Source organism: Polaribacter reichenbachii, from assembly GCF_001975665.1.
Classification (GTDB): domain Bacteria; phylum Bacteroidota; class Bacteroidia; order Flavobacteriales; family Flavobacteriaceae; genus Polaribacter; species Polaribacter reichenbachii.
Genome location: NZ_CP019419.1, coordinates 3,577,503 through 3,598,501, shown reverse-complemented (window position 1 = coordinate 3,598,501; position 20,999 = coordinate 3,577,503). Strand labels below are relative to the sequence as shown.

General features: G+C 29.0%; 19 protein-coding genes. 12 read left to right on the top strand and 7 right to left on the bottom strand.

Annotated features, from left to right (window positions below):
• Positions 1–56: 56 nt before the first annotated feature.
• Complete coding sequence (gene porX, locus BW723_RS15300; RefSeq protein WP_068358159.1) at positions 57–1,604, bottom strand: T9SS response regulator signal transducer PorX; 1,548 nt, start codon at positions 1,602–1,604, stop codon at positions 57–59.
• A gap of 210 nt (positions 1,605–1,814) precedes the next feature.
• On the opposite strand from porX, the gene BW723_RS15295 reads away from it, so the two are divergent.
• From BW723_RS15295 to BW723_RS15240, 12 genes are all read left to right on the top strand, one after another.
• A complete protein-coding gene (locus tag BW723_RS15295; RefSeq protein WP_226789295.1) occupies positions 1,815–3,038 on the top strand; it encodes an HD domain-containing protein in 1,224 nt (407 codons plus the stop codon).
• A gap of 45 nt (positions 3,039–3,083) precedes the next feature.
• Entirely contained in the window at positions 3,084–4,124 is a 1,041-nt protein-coding gene (lpxD, locus tag BW723_RS15290) for a UDP-3-O-(3-hydroxymyristoyl)glucosamine N-acyltransferase (RefSeq protein WP_068358162.1), read from the top strand.
• Positions 4,117–5,508, top strand: a complete 1,392-nt coding sequence (locus BW723_RS15285) for a bifunctional UDP-3-O-[3-hydroxymyristoyl] N-acetylglucosamine deacetylase/3-hydroxyacyl-ACP dehydratase (protein WP_068358165.1) — start codon at positions 4,117–4,119, stop codon at positions 5,506–5,508. The genes lpxD and BW723_RS15285 overlap by 8 nt, the downstream gene beginning before the upstream one ends.
• 3 nt (positions 5,509–5,511) lie before the next feature.
• Complete coding sequence (lpxA, locus tag BW723_RS15280) at positions 5,512–6,297, top strand: acyl-ACP--UDP-N-acetylglucosamine O-acyltransferase (protein ID WP_068358169.1); 786 nt, start codon at positions 5,512–5,514, stop codon at positions 6,295–6,297.
• A gap of 9 nt (positions 6,298–6,306) precedes the next feature.
• Complete coding sequence (efp, locus tag BW723_RS15275) at positions 6,307–6,873, top strand: elongation factor P (protein WP_068358172.1); 567 nt, start codon at positions 6,307–6,309, stop codon at positions 6,871–6,873.
• 64 nt (positions 6,874–6,937) lie between these two features.
• Complete coding sequence (locus BW723_RS15270; protein ID WP_068358175.1) at positions 6,938–7,855, top strand: UDP-3-O-(3-hydroxymyristoyl)glucosamine N-acyltransferase; 918 nt, start codon at positions 6,938–6,940, stop codon at positions 7,853–7,855.
• Positions 7,856–7,925: 70 nt separating this feature from the next.
• Positions 7,926–8,798 (top strand): succinate--CoA ligase subunit alpha, encoded by an 873-nt coding sequence (sucD, locus tag BW723_RS15265; protein ID WP_068358178.1) that lies wholly within the window; start codon positions 7,926–7,928, stop codon positions 8,796–8,798.
• A 105-nt stretch (positions 8,799–8,903) separates the two neighbouring features.
• A complete protein-coding gene (locus BW723_RS15260; protein ID WP_068358181.1) occupies positions 8,904–11,867 on the top strand; it encodes a M16 family metallopeptidase in 2,964 nt (987 codons plus the stop codon).
• A gap of 96 nt (positions 11,868–11,963) precedes the next feature.
• Positions 11,964–12,710 carry a 3-oxoacyl-[acyl-carrier-protein] reductase gene (fabG, locus tag BW723_RS15255; RefSeq protein ID WP_068358184.1) on the top strand — a complete coding sequence of 249 codons (747 nt, stop codon included), beginning with the start codon at positions 11,964–11,966 and terminating at the stop codon, positions 12,708–12,710.
• A gap of 212 nt (positions 12,711–12,922) precedes the next feature.
• Complete coding sequence (locus tag BW723_RS15250; RefSeq protein WP_068358187.1) at positions 12,923–13,132, top strand: hypothetical protein; 210 nt, start codon at positions 12,923–12,925, stop codon at positions 13,130–13,132.
• 179 nt (positions 13,133–13,311) lie between these two features.
• Positions 13,312–15,339 (top strand): VWA domain-containing protein, encoded by a 2,028-nt coding sequence (locus BW723_RS15245; protein WP_226789294.1) that lies wholly within the window; start codon positions 13,312–13,314, stop codon positions 15,337–15,339.
• 63 nt (positions 15,340–15,402) lie between these two features.
• The gene (locus tag BW723_RS15240; protein WP_068358190.1) at positions 15,403–16,233 is read left to right on the top strand and encodes a prohibitin family protein; all 831 of its coding nucleotides are present in this window, start codon (positions 15,403–15,405) and stop codon (positions 16,231–16,233) included.
• Positions 16,234–16,314: 81 nt separating this feature from the next.
• On the opposite strand, the gene BW723_RS15235 is transcribed toward BW723_RS15240, so the two are convergent.
• The 6 genes from BW723_RS15235 to BW723_RS15210 all read right to left on the bottom strand — a co-directional run bounded on the left by BW723_RS15235 (position 16,315) and on the right by BW723_RS15210 (position 20,997).
• Positions 16,315–16,875 (bottom strand): carboxymuconolactone decarboxylase family protein, encoded by a 561-nt coding sequence (locus BW723_RS15235; protein WP_068358193.1) that lies wholly within the window; start codon positions 16,873–16,875, stop codon positions 16,315–16,317.
• Between the two features lie 70 nt (positions 16,876–16,945).
• The gene (locus tag BW723_RS15230) at positions 16,946–17,260 is read right to left on the bottom strand and encodes a helix-turn-helix transcriptional regulator (protein ID WP_068358195.1); all 315 of its coding nucleotides are present in this window, start codon (positions 17,258–17,260) and stop codon (positions 16,946–16,948) included.
• A 306-nt stretch (positions 17,261–17,566) separates the two neighbouring features.
• Positions 17,567–18,070: a nuclear transport factor 2 family protein gene (locus BW723_RS15225; RefSeq protein ID WP_226789293.1), complete on the bottom strand. Its 504-nt coding sequence runs from the start codon at positions 18,068–18,070 to the stop codon at positions 17,567–17,569.
• A gap of 82 nt (positions 18,071–18,152) precedes the next feature.
• A complete protein-coding gene (locus BW723_RS15220) occupies positions 18,153–18,878 on the bottom strand; it encodes a head GIN domain-containing protein (protein WP_068358199.1) in 726 nt (241 codons plus the stop codon).
• A gap of 96 nt (positions 18,879–18,974) precedes the next feature.
• Positions 18,975–20,660, bottom strand: coding sequence for a PspC domain-containing protein (locus BW723_RS15215; RefSeq protein ID WP_068358202.1), 1,686 nt, complete (start codon positions 20,658–20,660; stop codon positions 18,975–18,977).
• The gene (locus tag BW723_RS15210; RefSeq protein WP_068358205.1) at positions 20,653–20,997 is read right to left on the bottom strand and encodes a PadR family transcriptional regulator; all 345 of its coding nucleotides are present in this window, start codon (positions 20,995–20,997) and stop codon (positions 20,653–20,655) included. The genes BW723_RS15215 and BW723_RS15210 overlap by 8 nt, the downstream gene beginning before the upstream one ends.
• Positions 20,998–20,999 lie beyond the last annotated feature (2 nt).

The window sequence follows — 20,999 nt, the reverse complement described above, 5'->3', positions numbered from 1 at the left end:
TAGCTTTGACTACTGACTACTGACTACTGACTACTGACTACTGACTACTGAATTTTTTACTTCGGACTATAAACAGCACAAGGAATAATAACTTCTTCTAAAGAAATTCCTCCATGTTGATAAGTGTTTTTATAATACTTTACAAAATGATTAAAGTTGTTAGGATAAGCAAAAAACAAATCTTCTTTGGCAAATATAAACGGGCTATTCATAGCTACAGTTGGTAGGAATATATCTTTAGGATTACGAACCGCATAAACATCTTTTTCTTCATAACTCAAGCTTCTGCCAGTTTTATAACGTAAATTAGAGCTGATGTTTTTATCACCAATTACTTTAGTAGGATTTTTACAGTTAATAGTTCCATGATCTGTAGTAATAATTAATTTCTGACCTAGATTTTGCGCTTTCTGTATAATTTCGAACAAAGGCGAATTTTTAAACCAACTCAATGTTAAACTTCTATACGCTTTATCATCTCCAGCCAATTCTTTAATTACTTCCATTTCGGTTTTAGAATGCGAAAGCATATCAACAAAATTATAAACAACTGTTGTTAAATCGTTTTGTTTGGTGCCGTTATAATTATCGGCCAATTCTTTTCCAGTTTTTAACGAAGTAATTTTATAATAGTCGTGTTTAATATTTAGACTTAATCTTTTTATTTGTGCTGATAAAAATTCATCTTCATACATATTCATTCCACCTTCATCAGTATCATTTTTCCAAAAATTTGGATGACGTTTTTCCATTTCTGATGGCATTAAGCCAGAAAAAATTGCATTTCTAGCATATTGAGTTGCTGTTGGTAGAATAGAAAAATAAGAATATTCCTCGTCTTTTTTGTAATGATTATTAATTAATGGTTCTAAAATTCGGTATTGATCATAACGTAAATTATCTATAACAACCCATAAAACACCTTGGTCTTTATTAAGTTCAGGAACCACATAATCTTTAAATAAAGTATGCGAAAAAGTTGGTTTATCGTGAGCTGTTAAAAAATCTTCATAATTCTTTTTAATAAATTTAAAAAACTGATTATTAGCTTCTTGTTTCTGGCTTTCTAAAATACCCAACATTCCAGGGTCACTAATGTTTTCTAATTCTAGCTCCCAGTGAATTAGTTTTTTATATAAATCAATCCATTCTTCGTAAGAATTTACCATAGCCAAATCCATAGAAATTTTCCTAAATTCTTGTTGATAATTAGAAGTTGTTTTTTCTGATATTAAACGTGAATGATCTAAATTTTTCTTCAGGCTTAATAAAATTTGACTCGGATTTACAGGTTTAATTAAATAATCAGCAATTTTAGAACCTATGGCTTCTTCCATAATATATTCCTCCTCACTTTTGGTAATCATAACCACAGGTAAATTGGCTTGTTTTTGCTTAATTTCTGCAAGTGTATCTAAACCCGTTAAACCAGGCATATTTTCATCTAAAAATACAATATCAAAATTCTGTTCATCTACTAAATCTATAGCATCAGCACCATTTGTGCATTTTGTAACTTTATAATTTTTACGTTCTAAAAAAAGAATATGAGGTTTTAATAATTCAATCTCATCATCCACCCATAAAATTTGTATACTGCTCATATATTGTTTTTAAATTTTAACATTTAAGGTTAAATGTACTGCTTTGATATGTTTTTTAATGGTATAAAATGATAAATTATTGCTAAAAATAATAAATTGAAAGGATAATTATCAATCAGAAAATAACTGAAAATATGAAATTAAATATTTAAAATTTGCGATTTAAAGGCATTACTTCGTACTTTGCATCATATTGATAAAACCCGTCTTTTGAAGAAAAAAAAGCCCAATAAACTCAAAATATTAAACGATCCTATTTACGGATTTATACAAATTCCGAATTCTTTAATTTTTGATATCATAGAACATCCTTATTTTCAGAGATTAAGAAGAATTGCGCAAATGGGTTTATCTAATTTGGTATATCCAGGAGCGAATCACACACGTTTTCATCATGCTTTAGGTTGCATCCATTTAATGGAAAAAGCAGTTAGAGTTTTACGTTTTAAGCAAATTGCTATTTCTACGGATGAAGAAAATGCAGTATACATTGCTATTTTATTACATGATATTGGTCATGGCGCTTTTTCTCACGCTTTAGAGCATAGTATTGTTAGCGGAATTTCTCATGAAGAAATTTCGTTAAAATTTATGAAGAAATTAAACGAAGAATTTGATGGCAAATTAGATTTAGCTATAGAAATTTTTGAAGGGAAATATCATCGAAAATTTTTATGTCAGTTAATTTCTAGTCAATTAGATATAGATCGTTTAGATTATTTAAAACGAGATAGTTTTTATACGGGTGTAACAGAAGGTAATATTTCATCAGACAGATTAATTGCCATGATGAATGTTAAAGATGATGAATTAGTTATAGAACAAAAAGGAATTTATTCTGTAGAAAAGTTCTTGATTGCTAGACGTTTAATGTATTGGCAAGTGTATTTGCATAAAACTGGTTTGGTAGCAGAAAATATGTTGGTTAATGTTTTAAAAAGAGCAAAAGAATTGGCAGAAAAAGGAGAGCAATTGTATGCAAGTACAGCCTTAAACTACTTTTTATATCATCAAATAAATCAAGATAATTTTACAGATCAAACTTTAGAAATGTTTTCTAAACTAGATGATTACGATATTTTATCTGCCATAAAAGAATGGGTACATCATAAAGATAAAGTTTTATCCTTATTATGTAAAATGATTGTAGATCGTAAATTATTAAGAATAGAAATTCAGAATAAACCATTTGCTGAAGCTTACATCAGTAAAAAGAAGAATAAGTTTTCTAAGAAGTTAGAAATATCAGAACAAGATGTAGCATATTTTATCTTTTCTCAAGAAATAAGAAACCTAGCATATCAGACAGATAAACCAATTTATATATTAAATAAAAAAGGAAAGTTAAAAGATATTGCAAAAGCATCAGATCAATTAAACCTGCAAGCACTCACAAAACCAGTAATTAAACATTTTATTTGTTACCCAAAGTAAAATGATATTAGCCAAATACCTATAAATTTTATACTTTTGCGGTTGATGAAATTTACAGCACAACAAATAGCAGATATTTTAGAAGGTAAAGTAGTTGGTAATCCTGATGAAGAAGTTTCTAAATTATCTAAGATAGAGGAAGGTGAAAAAGGCTCTTTAACCTTTTTATCGAACCCAAAATACAATCCTTATTTATATACTACAAATGCTTCTATTGCTATTGTAAATGATGATTTTCTGTTAGAAAAAGAAATCTCTACAACACTTATAAAAGTAGAAAATGCATATAAATCTTTTTCTAAATTATTAGAATTTTACAACGAAGTAAAAAATAATAAAACAGGTAGAGAAGCACCACATTTTATAGCAGATTCTGCAAAAGTAGGCACAAATGAATACTTGGGAGCATTCTCTTATATAGGAGAAAATGTAACTATTGGTAATAATGTAAAAATATATCCTAATTGTTATATAGGTGATAATACAACTATTGGTGATGATTGTGTAATTTTCGCAGGAGTAAAAATTTATTCAGAAACTCAGATTGGTAAACACTGTAAAATACATTCAGGTTGTATCATAGGATCTGATGGTTTTGGATTTGCACCCAATGAAAAAGGAGAGTTTAAGGCAATTCCACAAATAGGAAATGTTATTATAGAAGATCATGTAGATATAGGTTCTGGTTCTACTATAGATAGAGCTACATTAGGATCTACAATAATAAGAAAAGGTGTAAAGCTAGATAATCAGATACAAATTGCTCATAATGTAGAAATAGGTAAAAATACTGTAATTGCTGCGCTTACAGGAGTTGCAGGTTCTACAAAAATTGGCGAGAATTGTATGATTGGAGGGCAAGTTGGTATTGCAGGACATTTAATTTTAGGTAATAATTTACAAATACAAGCACAATCAGGCATCAGCAAAAATTTAAAAGATGGTTTAAAAGTACAAGGTACACCAGCTTTTAATTATGGTGATTATTTTAAAGCTTATGTGCATTTTAAAAACTTACCAACAGTAGTAGAATCAGTTAATAAAATAGAAAAAAGACTTAATACTCTAAGTGAAAAATATGAGTAAGAAACAAAAAACAATAGAATCAGAAATTACTTTATCAGGTGTTGGTTTACACACTGGTAATAATGTGTCAATGACGTTAAAGCCAGCACCAATAAATCACGGTTTTGCTTTTAGTAGAATCGATTTAGAAGGATCTCCAATCATTGAGGCAAAAGCTGAATATGTAGTTACCACGCAAAGAGGTACTAACTTAGAAAAAAATGGTGTTCAAATTCAAACTTCAGAACATGTTTTAGCAGCAGCTGTTGGTTTAGATATCGATAATCTATTAATAGAAATAAATGCATCAGAACCACCAATTATGGATGGTTCATCAAAATACTTTGTAGAAGCTTTAGAAAAAGCAGGTATTAAAGAACAAGAAGCAGAAATAGAAGAATATGTTGTAAAAGAAATTATTTCTTATAAAGATGAAGTTTCTGGTAGCGAAATTATTTTAATGCCTTCGGATGAATATCAAGTAACAACTATGGTAGATTTTGGCACTAAAATTTTAGGAACTCAAAATGCTACTTTAGATCATATTGCTGATTTTAAAGAAGAAATTGCAGCTGCAAGAACTTTTAGTTTTTTACATGAAATAGAAATGTTACTAGAAAATGACCTTATTAAAGGTGGCGATTTAAACAACGCTATTGTTTATGTTGATAAAGAATTGTCTGATAGTACAATGCAAAAATTGCAAAAGGCATTTAAAAAAGACAATATTTCTATAAAACCAAACGGAATTTTAGACAACTTAACTTTGCATTGGGCAAATGAAGCTGCTCGTCATAAATTATTAGATGTTATTGGCGATTTAGCTTTAGTAGGTACAAGAATAAAAGGTAAAGTAATTGCAAATAAACCTGGGCATTTAGTAAATACTCAGTTTGCAAAGAAATTGGCAAAAATTATTAAAACAGAAAAGAGAAACTATGTTCCTCAATACGATTTAAATGCGCCACCATTATTAGATATTCATCAAATAATGGATATTTTACCTCACAGACCACCATTTTTAATGATAGATCGAATTTTAGAGCTATCAGACAAACACGTTGTGGGAATGAAAAATGTAACAATGAATGAAAATTTCTTTGTAGGTCATTTTCCAGGAGCGCCAGTTATGCCAGGAGTTTTACAAGTAGAAGCGATGGCGCAATGTGGTGGAGTTTTAGTATTAAGTACAGTTCCAGATCCAGAGAATTACTTAACGTATTTCATGAAAATGGATAATGTTAAATTTAAGCAAAAGGTTTTACCTGGAGATACTTTAACTTTTAAAGCAGAGTTAATTACACCAATTAGAAGAGGTATTTGTCATATGCAAGCGTACGCTTATGCAAACGGAAAATTAGTAGCAGAAGCAGAATTAATGGCACAAATAGCTAGAAAAAAATAAATTATGAATCAACCTTTAGCTTACGTACACCCCCAAGCAAAAATTGCAAGAAATGTTGTAATAGAACCTTTTACTACCATACATAATAATGTAACAATTGGTTCTGGAACTTGGATTGGTTCTAACGTAACAATTATGGAAGGTGCAAGAATTGGAGAGAATTGTAGAATTTTTCCGGGTTCTGTAATTTCTGCAATTCCACAAGATTTAAAATTCAACGACGAAGAAACTACAGTAGAAATTGGTAACAATGTTACTGTAAGGGAATGTGTAACTATAAATAGAGGTACTAAAGACAGAATGAAAACTGTTGTAGGTAACAACTGTTTAATTATGGCTTATTGCCATATTGCACATGATTGTTTAGTTGGCGATAACTGTATTTTTTCTAACAATACAACTTTAGCAGGTCATGTAACTATTGGTAGTCATGTGGTTTTAGCAGGTATGGTTGCTGTGCATCAATTTGCATCTATTGGTAATCATGCTTTTGTTACAGGTGGTTCTTTGGTAAGAAAAGATGTACCTCCTTATGTAAAAGCAGCAAGAGAACCTTTATCCTATGTAGGTATTAATTCAGTAGGATTAAGAAGAAGAGGCTATACCACAGAAAAAATTAGAGAAATTCAAGCAATATTTAGAATTCTATTTCAGAGAAACTACAATAATTCTCAAGCAATAGATATTATAGAAGCAGAAATGGAAGCAACTCCAGAACGTGATGAAATCATTCAATTTATTAAAGATTCTCACAGAGGGATAATGAAAGGATATTATAAAGCAAATTAAATTATATAAATGGCAACAACATCAGATATTAGAAACGGATTATGTATTAGGTATAATAATGATATCTATAAAATTGTAGAATTTTTACACGTAAAACCTGGTAAAGGTCCTGCTTTTGTAAGAACAAAATTAAAAAGTGTAACCAATGGCAAAGTAGTAGATAATACTTTTCCTGCTGGTAGAAAAATTGATGATGTAAGAGTAGAAACACACAAGTTTCAGTATTTATATAATGATGGAGATACCTATCATTTTATGAATGAGCAAGATTATTCTCAAATTCAATTGCAAAAAAATGCTTTAGATACTCCTGAATTAATGAAAGAAGGAGAAGTTGTTACTATCATAATCAATTCTGAAGATGATATGCCATTATCTGTTGAAATGCCGCAAAGTGTTATTTTAGAAGTTACTCACACAGAGCCAGGAGTTAAAGGAAACACAGCAACAAATGCAACAAAACCAGCAACTGTAGAAACTGGTGCCTCTGTAAATGTACCTTTATTTATTAATGAAGGTGATAAAATTAAGATAGAAACTACAAAAGGAACTTACCAAGAACGTATTAAAGAATAATTGGAAATTGCTTTTTGTTTTTAGGTTTTTCTAAAAATGATTAGCCAATTTTTAATAGCGAACTATGAAATTCAAAACTCCACAAACATTACAAGAAATCGCTTCTTTATTAGAGGTTGATTTTATTGGTGATAAAAATTTTCCAATTCTTGGTATTAATGAAATTCACGTTGTAGAAAAAGGAGACATTGTTTTTGTAGATCATCCAAAATATTATGATAAAGCATTAAATTCTGCCGCTACAACTGTTTTAATCAACAAAAAAGTAGATTGTCCAGAAGGTAAATCTTTATTAATTTCTGATGATCCTTTTCGTGATTTTAATAAAATTACCAAACATTTTAATCCCTTTATAGCATCCAAAGAAAGTATTTCAGAAAGTGCAATTATTGGAGAAAGTACTGTAATTCAGCCAAATGTTTTTATTGGTAATAATGTTCAAATTGGTGCTAATTGTGTTATTCATCCAAATGTAACCATTTACGATAATTCAATTATTGGTAATAATTGCACTATTCACGCAAATACAGTTTTAGGTGCAGATGCTTTCTATTATAAAAACAGACCAACAGGTTTCGATAAATTGATTTCTGGAGGTAGAGTAGTTTTAGAAGATTATGTAGACTTAGGCGCTTCTTGTACTATTGATAAAGGTGTAACAGGAGATACAACTATAAAAGAAGGTACAAAAATCGATAACCAAGTGCATGTAGGGCATGATACAGTTATTGGTAAAAAGTGTTTAATTGCTTCGCAAACAGGTATTGCAGGTTGTGTAATTATTGAAGATGAGGTTACTATTTGGGGGCAAGTTGGTACTAACAGCGGAATTACAATAGGTAAAGGAGCAGTGATTCTTGGGCAAACTGGAGTTACAAAATCTGTATCTGGTGGTAAATCTTATTTTGGGACTCCGATAGAAGAATCAAGAGAAAAATTAAAACAATTAGCAGGCTTAAAAAGATTGCTAAAAGAAAAATAAATAGTAAATAACTTTTTTATAAAAGTAAACAATAAACTATTTTTGTAAAACAAAAAAAATATCAGAGCAAATGAGTGTTTTAGTTAATAAGAATTCAAATATTATTGTACAAGGTTTTACTGGTAGTGAAGGTACTTTTCACGCAGGTCAAATGATTGATTATGGAACCAATGTTGTTGGTGGTGTAACTCCAGGAAAAGGTGGTCAAGAACACTTAGGGAAACCTGTTTTTAATACAGTTGCAGAAGCTGTAGAAAAAGTAGCAGCAGATACTTCAATTATATTTGTACCACCAGCATTTGCTGCAGATGCAATTATGGAATCTGCAGATGCAGGTATTAAAGTAATTATTTGTATTACAGAAGGTATACCTACTGCAGATATGGTAAAAGTTAAAGCTTATATTGCAGATAGAGACACAAGATTAGTTGGTCCTAACTGTCCTGGAGTTATTACTCCAGATGAAGCTAAAGTTGGTATTATGCCAGGTTTTATCTTTAAAAAAGGTAGAGTAGGTATTGTTTCTAAGTCAGGTACTTTAACTTACGAAGCTGCTGATCAAGTTGTAAAACAAGGTTTTGGAATTACAACAGCAATTGGTATTGGTGGAGATCCAATTATTGGAACTACTACCAAAGAAGCAGTAGAAATGTTAATGAATGATGATGAAACTGAAGCCATTGTAATGATTGGTGAAATTGGTGGAAATTTAGAAGCTGAAGCTGCACAATGGATTAAAGCTGATGGTAATAGAAAACCAGTTGTTGGTTTTATTGCTGGGCAAACTGCACCTGCAGGTAGAACTATGGGGCATGCAGGAGCTATTGTTGGTGGAGCAGATGATACTGCACAAGCTAAAATGAAAATCTTAGCAGCAAATGGTGTACACGTAGTAAGTTCACCTGCTAAAATTGGAGAAATGGTTGCGAATGTTTTAAAGTAAACTTTATTTTATTAAATAATCGTTAAACTTTTATAATAAATCTTATTAAAATCCGTTGAATTTGTAAATTCAACGGATTTTTTTATTCAACCAAATTCAATTATTATGAAACAAATTAAACGACTTGCTTTAATTTTGTTGTTAATTACAGCCATTAGTTGTAATACCGATAACAATAAAAGCTACAAAGTAACTGCGCAAAAAGACACAAACGGAATAACTTATGAAACTGTAGAAAATGACCCTACAGGTTTAAGGCTATATACTTTAGACAATGGTTTAAAAGTGTATTTAAGCAAAAATGCAGACGAACCCAAAATTCAAACCTATATTGCTGTAAGGGCTGGTTCTAATTACGATCCAAAAGAATCTACTGGTTTAGCACACTATTTAGAACATATGGTTTTTAAAGGAACTCACAAAGTAGGTACTGTAGATTGGGAAAAAGAAAAAGAATATTTAGAGAAAATTTCTGATTTGTATGAAAAACACAGAACAGAAGAAGACACAGAGAAAAAGAAAGCACTGTACCAAGAAATTGATAAAGTTTCTTTAGAAGCATCTAATTATTCAATTGCAAATGAATATGATAAAATGACGGCTTCTTTAGGAGCTACAGGAACAAATGCATATACGTGGTTTGAGCAAACTGTTTACACAAATAAAATTCCGGCAAACGAATTTAATAAATGGATTACTTTAGAGTCAGAACGTTTTAGTACGTTAGTGTTAAGATTGTTTCACACAGAATTAGAAGCAGTTTTTGAAGAATTTAATAGAGGGCAAGATAACGATTTTAGAAAGCGTTATGCTGCTATGTTAGATGGTTTATTTCCAAATCATCCTTATGGACAACAAACAACAATTGGTACAGGACAGCATTTAAAAAACCCTTCAATGATAGATATTCATAATTATTTTGATAAATATTATGTGCCAAATAATATGGCAATTGTTTTAGTGGGTGATTTAGATTTCGATAAAACTATAGCAAAAATAAATGAAACCTTTGGTAAATTTGAAAAGAAAGAACTGACTCATCCTACTTTACCAAAAGAAGAACCAATTACTCAACCTGTTATAAATGAAGTTTTTGGGCCTACATCAGAAAATATTTCCATAGCTTATAGATCTGGAGGTGTAAATACTGAAGATGAAAAGATGGTAACTTTAGTTGATATGATTATGGCCAATGGTAATGCAGGTTTAATCGACTTAAATTTAAATCAGAAACAAGTAGTACAAAGAGCATCATGTTCACCAACATTTTTAAATGATTATGGTTATCATACATTTACAGGCTCTCCAAAATCAGGACAAACTTTAGATGAAGTAAAAGATTTATTATTAGAACAAGTTACTAAATTAAAAAATGGTGAGTTTGATGAATGGATGATAGAAGCAGTAGTAAATGATCTAAAATTAAATGAAACCCGTCAATATGAAAACAATTCAGCTTTGGCAGATAAATATGTAGAAGCTTTTATTTATCAGCAAAATTGGTCTGATAGAGTAAAATTTTTAGATGATTTAAAAAAAGTATCTAAAGAAGAATTAGTTGCCTTTGCAAACACTTTTTATCAAGATAACTATGTAGTTACCTATAAGAGAAAAGGTGAAGATAATAACATCGTAAAAGTTGAAAACCCAGGAATTACTCCAGTAAATCTTAATAGAGACAAAAGTTCAGAATACATACAGGCATTTAATAAAATGGAATCTGAAGAGCTAAAACCTCAGTTTGTAGATTATAAAACAGCAATTAAAGAAACGAAAACAGAAAATGATATTAAAGTTTCTTATGTTTTAAATGATAAAAATGATTTGTTTGATATGAATATAATTTTTGATATGGGTAGTGATAATGATAAAAAATTATCTTTAGCTGCTGGTTATTTAGAATATATAGGCACAGATAAATATACAAATGAAGAGTTAAAGAAAGAATTTTATAAATTAGGAATCTCTTATTATGTAAGTACAGGAAGTGATAAAACCTATGTAGGTTTAAACGGATTAAAAGAAAATTTACCTAAAGGTTTAGAATTGTTAGAACATTTATGGGATAATGCTAAAGCAGATGAAGAGGCTTATAATAAATATGTAGAAAAAATCTATAAAGGGCGCCAAGATGGAAAAACCCAAAAAGGAAATATCCTTTGGAATGGTTTAATGAATTATGGTAAATATGGAGAGAATTCTCCTTTAAGAGATATTATGCAAATAGATGAATTAAAGTCAATTAATCCAGAAGAATTGGTAGCGCTAATTAAAGATATGAAAAATTATAAGCAACGTGTTTTTTATTATGGAAAAGATGTAGATAATGCTGTTGCAGCTTTAAACAATCAACATAAAATTTATGGAGAATTAAAAGAATATCCTATAGCAAAAAAATACAAAGAAACAGAAACTGGAGGTAATGTGTTTTTTACAGATTATGATATGGTACAAACAGAAATGTTGTTTTTGGCAAAAGGAGATCCTTTTAAACCAGAAAATATGGCAGCATCAACATTGTTTAATACTTATTTTGGTAGTGGTTTATCATCAATTGTATTTCAAGAAATTAGAGAATCTAAATCTTTAGCTTATTCTGCATTTGCAGCTTATCAAGGAGCATCAAAAAAAGACTCACCAAATTATGTTATGGCATATGTGGGTACACAAGCTAACAAATTAGAGCAAGCTGTAGATGCAATGATGGAATTGATGAATGATATGCCAGAGGCAGATAAACAGTTTCAAGCTGCAAAAGAATCTACATTAAAAAAATTAGCAGCGCAAAGAATTACAAAATCTAATATATTTTGGTCTTATGAAAGATTACAAAAATTAGGGATTGATAATGACAATAGAGAAGCTATGTACAACACCATAAAGAATATGACAATGGAAGATTTAAAAGCCTTTTTTGACAAGAACGTTAAAGGAGAATCATATAATGTTATGGTAATTGGTAACAAGAAAGATTTAGATGTAAAATCGCTTCAGAAACTAGGTAATATAAAAGAATTAGAAGTAGATTACTTATTTAATTATATTGATGAGAAAAAGGTAAAATCTTAACTTTATCTAATTTTAAATTTAAAACTCGTAAGGTAAATTTACTTTACGAGTTTTTTTATTTTAGTATCTTTGAAGCCTTAAAAATAACCAACAAATATGAAATTACTAGAAAATAAATCAGCTATAATTACTGGGGCAACTAGAGGAATAGGAAGAGGAATTGCTATCGAATTTGCAAAACAAGGTGCAAATGTAGCTTTTACGTATAGTTCTTCTGTAGATGCTGCAAAAGCTTTAGAAGACGAATTAAAAGCATTTGGAGTTGCTGCAAAAGGATATCAATCTAATGCTGCAGATTTTACTGCTGCTCAAGAATTAGCAAAAGAAGTTCAAAAAGAATTTGGAGCTATAGATATTTTAGTAAATAATGCAGGTATTACCAAAGACAATTTGTTAATGCGTATTTCTGAAGAAGATTTCGATAAAGTAATTGAAGTTAACTTAAAATCTGTATTTAACTTAACAAAAGCGGTAATTAGACCAATGATGAAACAGAGAGCAGGTTCTATTATTAATATGAGTTCTGTGGTAGGTTTAAAAGGTAATGCAGGTCAAACTAATTATGCAGCATCAAAAGCTGGTATTGTTGGTTTTTCTAAATCTGTGGCTTTAGAGTTAGGTTCTAGAAATATTAGAAGTAATGTAATTGCTCCTGGTTTTATAGAAACTGAAATGACAGAAAAATTAGATGAAAAGGTAGTTCAAGGTTGGCGAGATTCAATTCCTTTAAAAAGAGGAGGTAAGCCAGAAGATATTGCAAATGCTTGTGTATTTCTAGCTTCAGATATGAGTGCTTATATAACTGGGCAAACTTTATCTGTAGATGGTGGAATGTTAACCTAGTTTTTACAATCTACAATTTATCAATTTAAATATTTTTTTTTTAAAAGATCTTAAATATTTAATTAACATATACTTAACACCTGTGCAAACAGGTGTTTTTTTGTTCGTCTACATTTTAATACCAATCACCTAACCTAACTTATTACCTGTCTAATTTTCAGTTTTTAAAGCTTTAAAGGGTAGTATCTTTACAGTGTAAAACAAAAAAACTTATGAAAACACAAGAATTATCAACAAGACAATTAGCAGTTGTAAACGAATTAAAAAGCGAACACTTAACAAGTTTTCAAATTTTAAATAGAATCAATAGTTTTAAATTAATACTTGTAGTTTATAATGTTTTAGATGAACTTAAAAATAAGGGAATACTAAAAAGTTATACAAAACAGAATGTTAAATATCATTACATAGAGTCAAATTAAAATTAATACCCTAAAAATAGAACTATAATAGCACCCCAAAAGTGAACCCCTAGTACCCTAAAAAACTCCTAAATTTACCTCTAAGTAAATTGAGAATTAAGAATTACCTACAATATAAATATTGTAGGTTTTTTCTTTTTTAAATAGTTCTTTATATCTTTCCCATTAAAATAAATCTATTGCAAACTACTTTAATTTTATTTCTCATTTTAGCATTGTTATTAGGTTTAGCAATTGCTTACTTTCAATATTATTTTAAAGTAAAAAATAAGCTAAAAATTACAGCTATTCTTTTTGTTTTGAAAACATTAAGTGTGTTTTTGTTGATTTTATTATTGATAAACCCAAACATAGAAAAGACCAATTTCACCAATATAAAACCGGTTTTATCTTTTTTGGTTGATAATTCTAATTCTGTTTCATTTTTTAAAGAGGATAATAATGTTGAGGTTTTTATAAAAGAATTAGAAAGTAATAAAGTAATCAATAATAAATTTGATGTTCAAAAGTTTTCTTTTGCTGATGATTTACAGGTTTTAGATAGTCTTTCTTTTGCAAAAAATCAAACAAATATTTCTGATGCAATACTTGGTGTAAATGAATTGCAGAATGATAAAATTTCACCCATTGTATTAATTTCAGATGGTAATCAAACTATTGGTCAAGATTACGAATTTATTAATGCAAAACAACCTATTTATCCAATTGTAATTGGTGATACTACAAAATATGTTGATGTTAAAATCAGTCAACTAAACGTAAATAAATACAGTTATATTAAAAATAAATTTCCTGTAGAAGTCATTTTAAATTACGAAGGGAGTAAAAATGTAACCGCGCAGTTTTCAATATTTAGTAAAGGAAAAACAGTTTTTAGAAAAAATGTACGTTTTTCTGATTCTAAAAAATCGGCAACAGTTACTGCAAATTTAACATCAACCAAAGAAGGTTTGCAATATTATACCGCATCAATATCTAAAATAGAAAACGAGAAAAACATTAAGAATAATTCAAAAAGTTTCTCAGTAGAAGTTATAGATGAACAAACTAAGGTTTTATTATTAACTTCAGTTTTACATCCAGATTTGGGGGTATTTAAAAAGGCGATAGAAAGTAATAAACAACGTTCTGTAGACATTGTAAATATTGAAAATTTTAATAATAAATTATATGATTATCAGTTAATTATATTATATCAATTAAATGATAAGTTTAATGATGTTCTTAGTCGGATAAAACAAAATAATAGTAATTATTTATTTGTTTCTGGAGCTAATACAGACTGGAATTTTATCAACCAAAAACAATTAGGTTTTAGAAAAAATGCGATTAATGAAACTGAAAATTATGGAGCTGTTTTTAATGATGGTTTTCTAACTTTTTTACAAGAAGATATTGGTTTTGATAATTATCCGCCTTTAATGGATAAATTTGGAGAGGTGAATATTAGTAAAGAACATCAAACTTTATTGTATCAAAATATGAATGGTTTAGAAACGCAACAACCTTTGTTAGCTACTTTTGATATCAACAATCAAAAATCTGGAATTTTATTTGGAGAAGGCATTTGGAGATGGAGAGCCAACAGTTTTTTAAACACAAATTCTTTCGAAGATTTCGATAAATTTATTGGGAATATCGTTCAGTTTTTGGCATCAAACAAAAAAAGAAATCGATTAGAAGTAGATGCAGAAAGTTTATATCCTGCAAATTCTACAATAAAAATTTCGGCATTTTATACAGATAAAAATTATCAATTTGATCCTAGAGCAAGTTTAGAAATAACGTTAACAAATACTTCTACTAATGCAATTACTAAAGTTCCTTTTTCTTTAGTAAATAATGCTTTTAAAACAGAAATTGAAAATTTAAATCCTGGAGATTATACTTATCAGGTAACAGTTTTGGGTCAGAATATCAGTAAAAATGGTCGTTTTAAAATAACAGATTATAATATAGAAGAACAGTTTACAAATGCTAATATTCAAAAATTACAAAAGTTAGCAGACAAAACAGGAGGAAGGCTATTTTATAAAAATCAAGTTGATGAAATTACCAAGGAATTGTTGGCTAATGAATCATTTTACACAGTACAAAAATCAACTAAAAAGCAAGTAAATTTAATTGATTGGCAATGGATTCTATTTTTGATAATTGCACTTTTAACTGCAGAATGGTTTTTGAGAAAATACTTTGGTAAAATATAAAATATATGCATTGGGTTTCAGCAATAGAAATTGTAAATTTGATAAAATTTAAAAAATATTAAAATGGCAAATAATCAAATTGATTTAAACTTTCCAAAAGGTGGAGTTTTCTTAATCATAATTGCAGTTGCTGCAATCATACTATTCTCTAAATCTACAGTTACAATTGGTCCTGGAGAAGGAGGTGTAATTTTCGAATCTTTAGGTAAAGGTATTAATACAGAAAAATCTTATGGAGAAGGTTTTCATATTGTTTTACCATGGAACAAGATGATCATTAGAAAAGTACGTCAGCAATCTATTTCTGATGAGATGAATGTACTTTCTGTAAACGGACTAGAAGTTAAAGTAAATGGTACAATTTGGTATGAGCCAGAATTTGAAAACTTAGGGAAACTTATTAAGACTAAAGGTGAAGATTATGAGCGTGAATTATTAGACCCTGCAATTAATGCAGCTGCAAGAAGCGTTGTTGGTAGATATACACCAGAACAACTATATTCTAGCAAAAGAGATGTTATAGAGCAAGAAATTTTAGACGAAGTTCAGAATATTTTAAAAGGACAGTATTTATCAGTTAAAAGAGTTTTGGTAGAAGATGTAAAATTACCAACTACAATTAGAACTGCAATTGAAACTAAATTAAAGCAAGAACAAGAATCTTTAGAATATGAGTTTCGTTTAGCAAAAGCTAAAAAAGAGGCTGAAAGACAAAAAATTGATGCAGAAGGTAAAGCAACTGCAAATAAGATTTTAAGTGCGTCTTTAACCGATAAAATTTTACAAGAAAAAGGTATTGAAGCAACTTTAAAACTATCAGAATCACCAAATAGTAAAGTTGTAGTAATTGGTTCTGGTAAATCTGGTATGCCAATTATTTTAGGAAACCAGTAAGTAGTTTTTACTTTTAAGATATTAAAAAATCCAGCTAAAAGCTGGATTTTTTTGTTGTTATTAATGCTGTTTAGAAATAAATTAGTCTTCAATTTCTTTACCAACAGCAAAAGGTTTTAGCTCATCATTAATAATATTTTCTGTAATATGATTAATGTAATTACTTATTGTTTTTATAGAAATACCTACAATTAATTCCATAACATTTTCTGGTGAAAAACCTTGGCTATAAAAAGTACTTAAATCTTCACCTTCTATATGACCACGAGTTTCTGTTATTTTTTGAGAAATAGCAACCAAAGCTGCTAATCTTGCATCTGGCACTTCTTTTCCTTTGCGAACTGCATTTATTATTGTAGATGAAATTCCGTTTGCTTTTGCAGCTCTAGAATGTGCAGCTGTGCAGTAATCGCAGTTATTTACAACACTTACAGCCAACATAATTACGTGTTGTTCACCAACAGAAAAACTAGTATCATTAAATATTTTAGATAAATTAATATAAGCATCTAATGCAGCTGGAGCTCCAGCCATATATCTAAAAAGATTAGGCAACATTCCGTATTTTTTTTGCCCATATTCTAGGTTTTTTTTTGATGCTTCTGGTGCACTTTCAATAGTATGTTTTATAAATTCTTTCATTTTTTTATCTTTTAATTTGATGACACAAAGTTAAAACGAACTCCTTTTACAAACAATGGACAAAGGTTCACTATTTGGCAAGCCTATATGCTGTAGGCGTTATTCCTGTTTTGTTTTTAAAGATTCTACTAAAATAAAACTCATCTTTAAAGTTCATTTCTAAAGCAATTTCTTTAATGTTTTTATTGGTGTTTTTTAATAGATCTTGGCAATGTGTAATTTGTTTTTGAAGCAATACTTGACAAGGAGGAGGAGAGTTGTATTTTTTAGATAATTTACTTAAATATTTAGGTTTTAAATCTAGTTTCTTTTCATAAAATGAAATGTGATGTTCTTCTATAAAATGTTCATCAACTAAGGCATTAAATTTATCTATAATCTCCATATTTAAAATATTTAAATGGCTTTGTAGCTTTTAAGCACAAGTTCGTTTATTTAAAATTGAAAGTGTCTTTAAAAAATCTTAAATTTTTAGGGTGATGCTTTTTGAGGAGAATCAATTTTAAAATGTAAAGTTTAAAAATGATTTTTTAATGGATTTATAAGATTTTATTTTTAAAAAGAATATCAGCAAAAAAAAAGTAAGCGTCGCTTTTTACAAAACGACGACTTACCAAGTAAACTAATAAAACCAAGTATTAGTACTGTTATTAGAGTTAGCTATTCTAATTTTTACAGTTTTTTAAATATTTTAATGAAGGCTAATTACTTTAGTAATTGTCCAATTTTCATTTTCTTTTTTCCAAGTAACAATAAATTTACTGGGAACCGATTTTGCATTTGGTTCTTCCTCATTATAAAATTTATGATACCCAATTTCGATAGCACCATAATTATGTATAGGATAAACTTCTAGACTACCTTTAATTAATGTTCTTGTAACTTTATTGCAGATATTTTCTTCAATAGATTTTAAAAGTTGTTTTTTATCTGTAGCTAAACCTCCTTTATCGTGAAAGAATTCAATGTTTTCGTTATAAATAGAAGCTTGAGTTTTTATATCGCACTTATTATAAGCTGTAAAATAAATGCTATCCATTTTTACAATTTCGCTGTATAACTTAGTATTTACAATTTTATATTCAGGAATTTCTTCTATTTGAGCAGATGTAAAAAAGCTATGTAAGAACATAATAATGGCAATAAATACTTTTATGATAAAAGAATCTCTAAAAGCTTCGATAAATGAATTCATAGCTTATTTTTTAATTGAAATCTCAAGGCTGTTTCCAGCCTCAAGAAATCTTTGGTTGATTGATTTTTATTGTAATTAAAATCTACTTAGCAGAAATACTTCCACCAGAAGACGATTTTTTATTCACTTGTTTTGGGCTTCCTTTAAAGTCGATATCTCCACCACTTGTAGCTTTAGCATCGATACTTTCTGACGCATAAACATTAATATCTGCACCACTTGTAACTTTTACAGTTACGTTTTTACTTTCTAAATCGTAAGCATCTATAGAAGCACCACTTGTTGCACTTGCAGAATGTTGGTTTGTAATACCAGATATTTCTACATCAGAACCACTTGTTGCACTACTAGAAACTGAATTTGCATCTAAAGCCATTCTAATATCTGCACCACTTGTTGCGCTAACAGAAATGTTGTTTACTTTAATAGTTTCTTCGGTATATACGTCAGAACCACTTGTTGCAGTAACACCCTCTAAAGTGGTAACAGTAACATATACTTTTCTTGCTTTTGCTTTCCAAATATTCTTTTCTGAATAAATTTTTAAAACTCCATTATTAATTTCTGTAATAATAATGTCTTGCAAATTTTCATCTGCTTCTACAGTAATCTCTGTTGATTTTCCTTGAGAAATATATAAGTCTAAACCAGTGCTTACTTTTATTTTAGTAAAATCTTCTTTTAAACTTCTGTCTTCAGTTACTACGTTTCTGTTTCCGTTAATTCTATTGAACATATTAACATTACAAGAACTTAATAATGTTGCTAAAAATAAGATTGCGAAAAATGATTTGGTTGATGTTTTCATGGTGTTTGTTTTAAGTTTACATTGTAAAGGTCTTTTATTAGACGCTTAAAAAGAAACTAAGGTTACTCAGTTGTTGTTTTTTTATGATGAATTGTTTTAAAAAGTTTCTTTTAATTCAGATTCAGTATTTTCTTCATCATCAAACTCAATCTCGCAATCTGTACATTTTAAAGTTCTATCTGTCATTATAAAGTGTTGGTTCGCCATATCTCTATCTTTAATATCACCTTCATTTTTAACATCATCTAAAAAGTTTTTGGTAGAATTATCAAAATAAATAGTTACATCTTCAGGTAAATAAATGGTGATTTCTATTTCTTCATCCTTCCAAATATTTTTAAAGGAAGACAAATAATAAGCATCTAAAATTACTGTGTTACCTTCAATTTTATAATTGTAACTTACTATTTTTGCATTATGACTAGCATTACCTCTATTTTTACCTTGAGATTTTTTTAAGATAATCATATAGCTCTCATCAGAATTACTCTTTTTAACATCAACATTTACATTATTACTGTAAACCATCTTTTTATTATCAACATAAACTTCTTCTCTATAAGAATTTGACCTTAGATTATGTCTATAATAAATCTCATCATCATTGATTATTTTTAAATTTAAAGTGTCATTTTTAATAATATTTAAACTCTTTTTTTCTGATGATTGACCATCAACTGAATGAGATGTACCAAACTCAATCCCTGTAAATATGATGACTAATAAACAAACAATCCAAATTCCAGAAAGTGTTAAAGATGTTGGTTTACTTAGCTTTCTTACATTGCTAGATAAGATTCTTAAACCTAAAATAAACAATAGTAAAAATGGAATACCTATTAGTAAAAAGCTACATAAAGTAAGCGCCCAGGTTGGTATTACAGAATCGTAGAAAAATGGTGGATACTGTAAATTAGCATCAACATTTAACCATTCTAAACTACCTAAAGAAAACCCTCCAACAATTAGAGATAAAATAACAGCAGCAGAAATAAAGATAATTAGGATACCAATAAACTTACCAATAACCTTAAAAATGGTTAAAATAATTTTACCAATAGTATCTAAAAAATCACTTGCTCCGTTATTTTTTTTGGTCTTTCCCGAAAAAGTTTTACTCATTTTATCAGAAAATTCATTAGCACCATCTTTTATTTTTTCTGATGCTTCTTTGGCAACCACACTTACCTTGTCTGATACATTACTAAACTCTTCACGAATCTTTTTTTCAATATTATCGATATTTACAGGTTCGCCTTCCATTTGTAATTTTTCTGAAGTTGTTTTTGCTTCAGGTAGTAAAATCCAAAGTATAATGTAAAGTAACACTCCAAAACCAGCACCAAAGAATAAAGCTAATAATCCTAAACGAATCCAAATGGTATCAATATCAAAATAATGAGCAATACCAGAGGCAACACCTCCAAGAAACTTATCATCACCATCTCTGAATAATTTTTTACCAGATGCGCTATTTCTTTTATAAGAATAGCTAGAATCGCTATATTCTTGTTCAGCATCTGCATAATCTTCTGGTTGTCCCATAATTTTAATGATATCATCTATATCACCTTCATTAACAACTTGTCTTGCATCTGTTATTTTTTCTGATAAAAGCTCACTAATTCTAGCTTCTATATCTGCAATAATTTCGTTTTTTCCTTGCGGATCATCACTTAAAGATCTAGAAATCGATTCTAGATATCTTCGTAATTTCTGATAGGCAATTTCATCTATATGGAAGAAAAATCCGCCTAAATTTATATTTATTGTCTTATTCATTGGTAGTCGATTTTTTACTAGTTACTTGGTGTACTGCGTTTACTAAATTATTCCATGTTTTGCTTAATTCTTTCAAAAACATACCTCCGTTTTCGGTTAAAACGTAATATTTTCTTGGTGGTCCAGAAGTTGATTCTTCCCATCTATAAGTTAACAAACCTGCGTTTTTTAAGCGAGTAAGTAGTGGATAGATAGTACCTTCAACCACAATCATTTCTGCGCTTTTTAGCGTAGAAAGTATTTCAGAAGTATATGCATCACCATTTTTTAGGATAGATAAAATGCAGAACTCTAAAACACCTTTTCGCATTTGCGCTTTTGTGTTTTCAATCTTCATAT

Coding starts and splice junctions, on each gene's coding strand:
- porX (WP_068358159.1), bottom strand. CDS start 1,604: ATGAGCAGTATACAAATTTTATGGGTGGATGATGAGATTGAATTATTA.
- lpxD (WP_068358162.1), top strand. CDS start 3,084: ATGAAATTTACAGCACAACAAATAGCAGATATTTTAGAAGGTAAAGTA.
- BW723_RS15285 (WP_068358165.1), top strand. CDS start 4,117: ATGAGTAAGAAACAAAAAACAATAGAATCAGAAATTACTTTATCAGGT.
- lpxA (WP_068358169.1), top strand. CDS start 5,512: ATGAATCAACCTTTAGCTTACGTACACCCCCAAGCAAAAATTGCAAGA.
- efp (WP_068358172.1), top strand. CDS start 6,307: ATGGCAACAACATCAGATATTAGAAACGGATTATGTATTAGGTATAAT.
- BW723_RS15270 (WP_068358175.1), top strand. CDS start 6,938: ATGAAATTCAAAACTCCACAAACATTACAAGAAATCGCTTCTTTATTA.
- sucD (WP_068358178.1), top strand. CDS start 7,926: ATGAGTGTTTTAGTTAATAAGAATTCAAATATTATTGTACAAGGTTTT.
- BW723_RS15260 (WP_068358181.1), top strand. CDS start 8,904: ATGAAACAAATTAAACGACTTGCTTTAATTTTGTTGTTAATTACAGCC.
- fabG (WP_068358184.1), top strand. CDS start 11,964: ATGAAATTACTAGAAAATAAATCAGCTATAATTACTGGGGCAACTAGA.
- BW723_RS15250 (WP_068358187.1), top strand. CDS start 12,923: ATGAAAACACAAGAATTATCAACAAGACAATTAGCAGTTGTAAACGAA.
- BW723_RS15240 (WP_068358190.1), top strand. CDS start 15,403: ATGGCAAATAATCAAATTGATTTAAACTTTCCAAAAGGTGGAGTTTTC.
- BW723_RS15235 (WP_068358193.1), bottom strand. CDS start 16,875: ATGAAAGAATTTATAAAACATACTATTGAAAGTGCACCAGAAGCATCA.
- BW723_RS15230 (WP_068358195.1), bottom strand. CDS start 17,260: ATGGAGATTATAGATAAATTTAATGCCTTAGTTGATGAACATTTTATA.
- BW723_RS15225 (WP_226789293.1), bottom strand. CDS start 18,070: ATGAATTCATTTATCGAAGCTTTTAGAGATTCTTTTATCATAAAAGTA.
- BW723_RS15220 (WP_068358199.1), bottom strand. CDS start 18,878: ATGAAAACATCAACCAAATCATTTTTCGCAATCTTATTTTTAGCAACA.
- BW723_RS15215 (WP_068358202.1), bottom strand. CDS start 20,660: ATGAATAAGACAATAAATATAAATTTAGGCGGATTTTTCTTCCATATA.
- BW723_RS15210 (WP_068358205.1), bottom strand. CDS start 20,997: ATGAAGATTGAAAACACAAAAGCGCAAATGCGAAAAGGTGTTTTAGAG.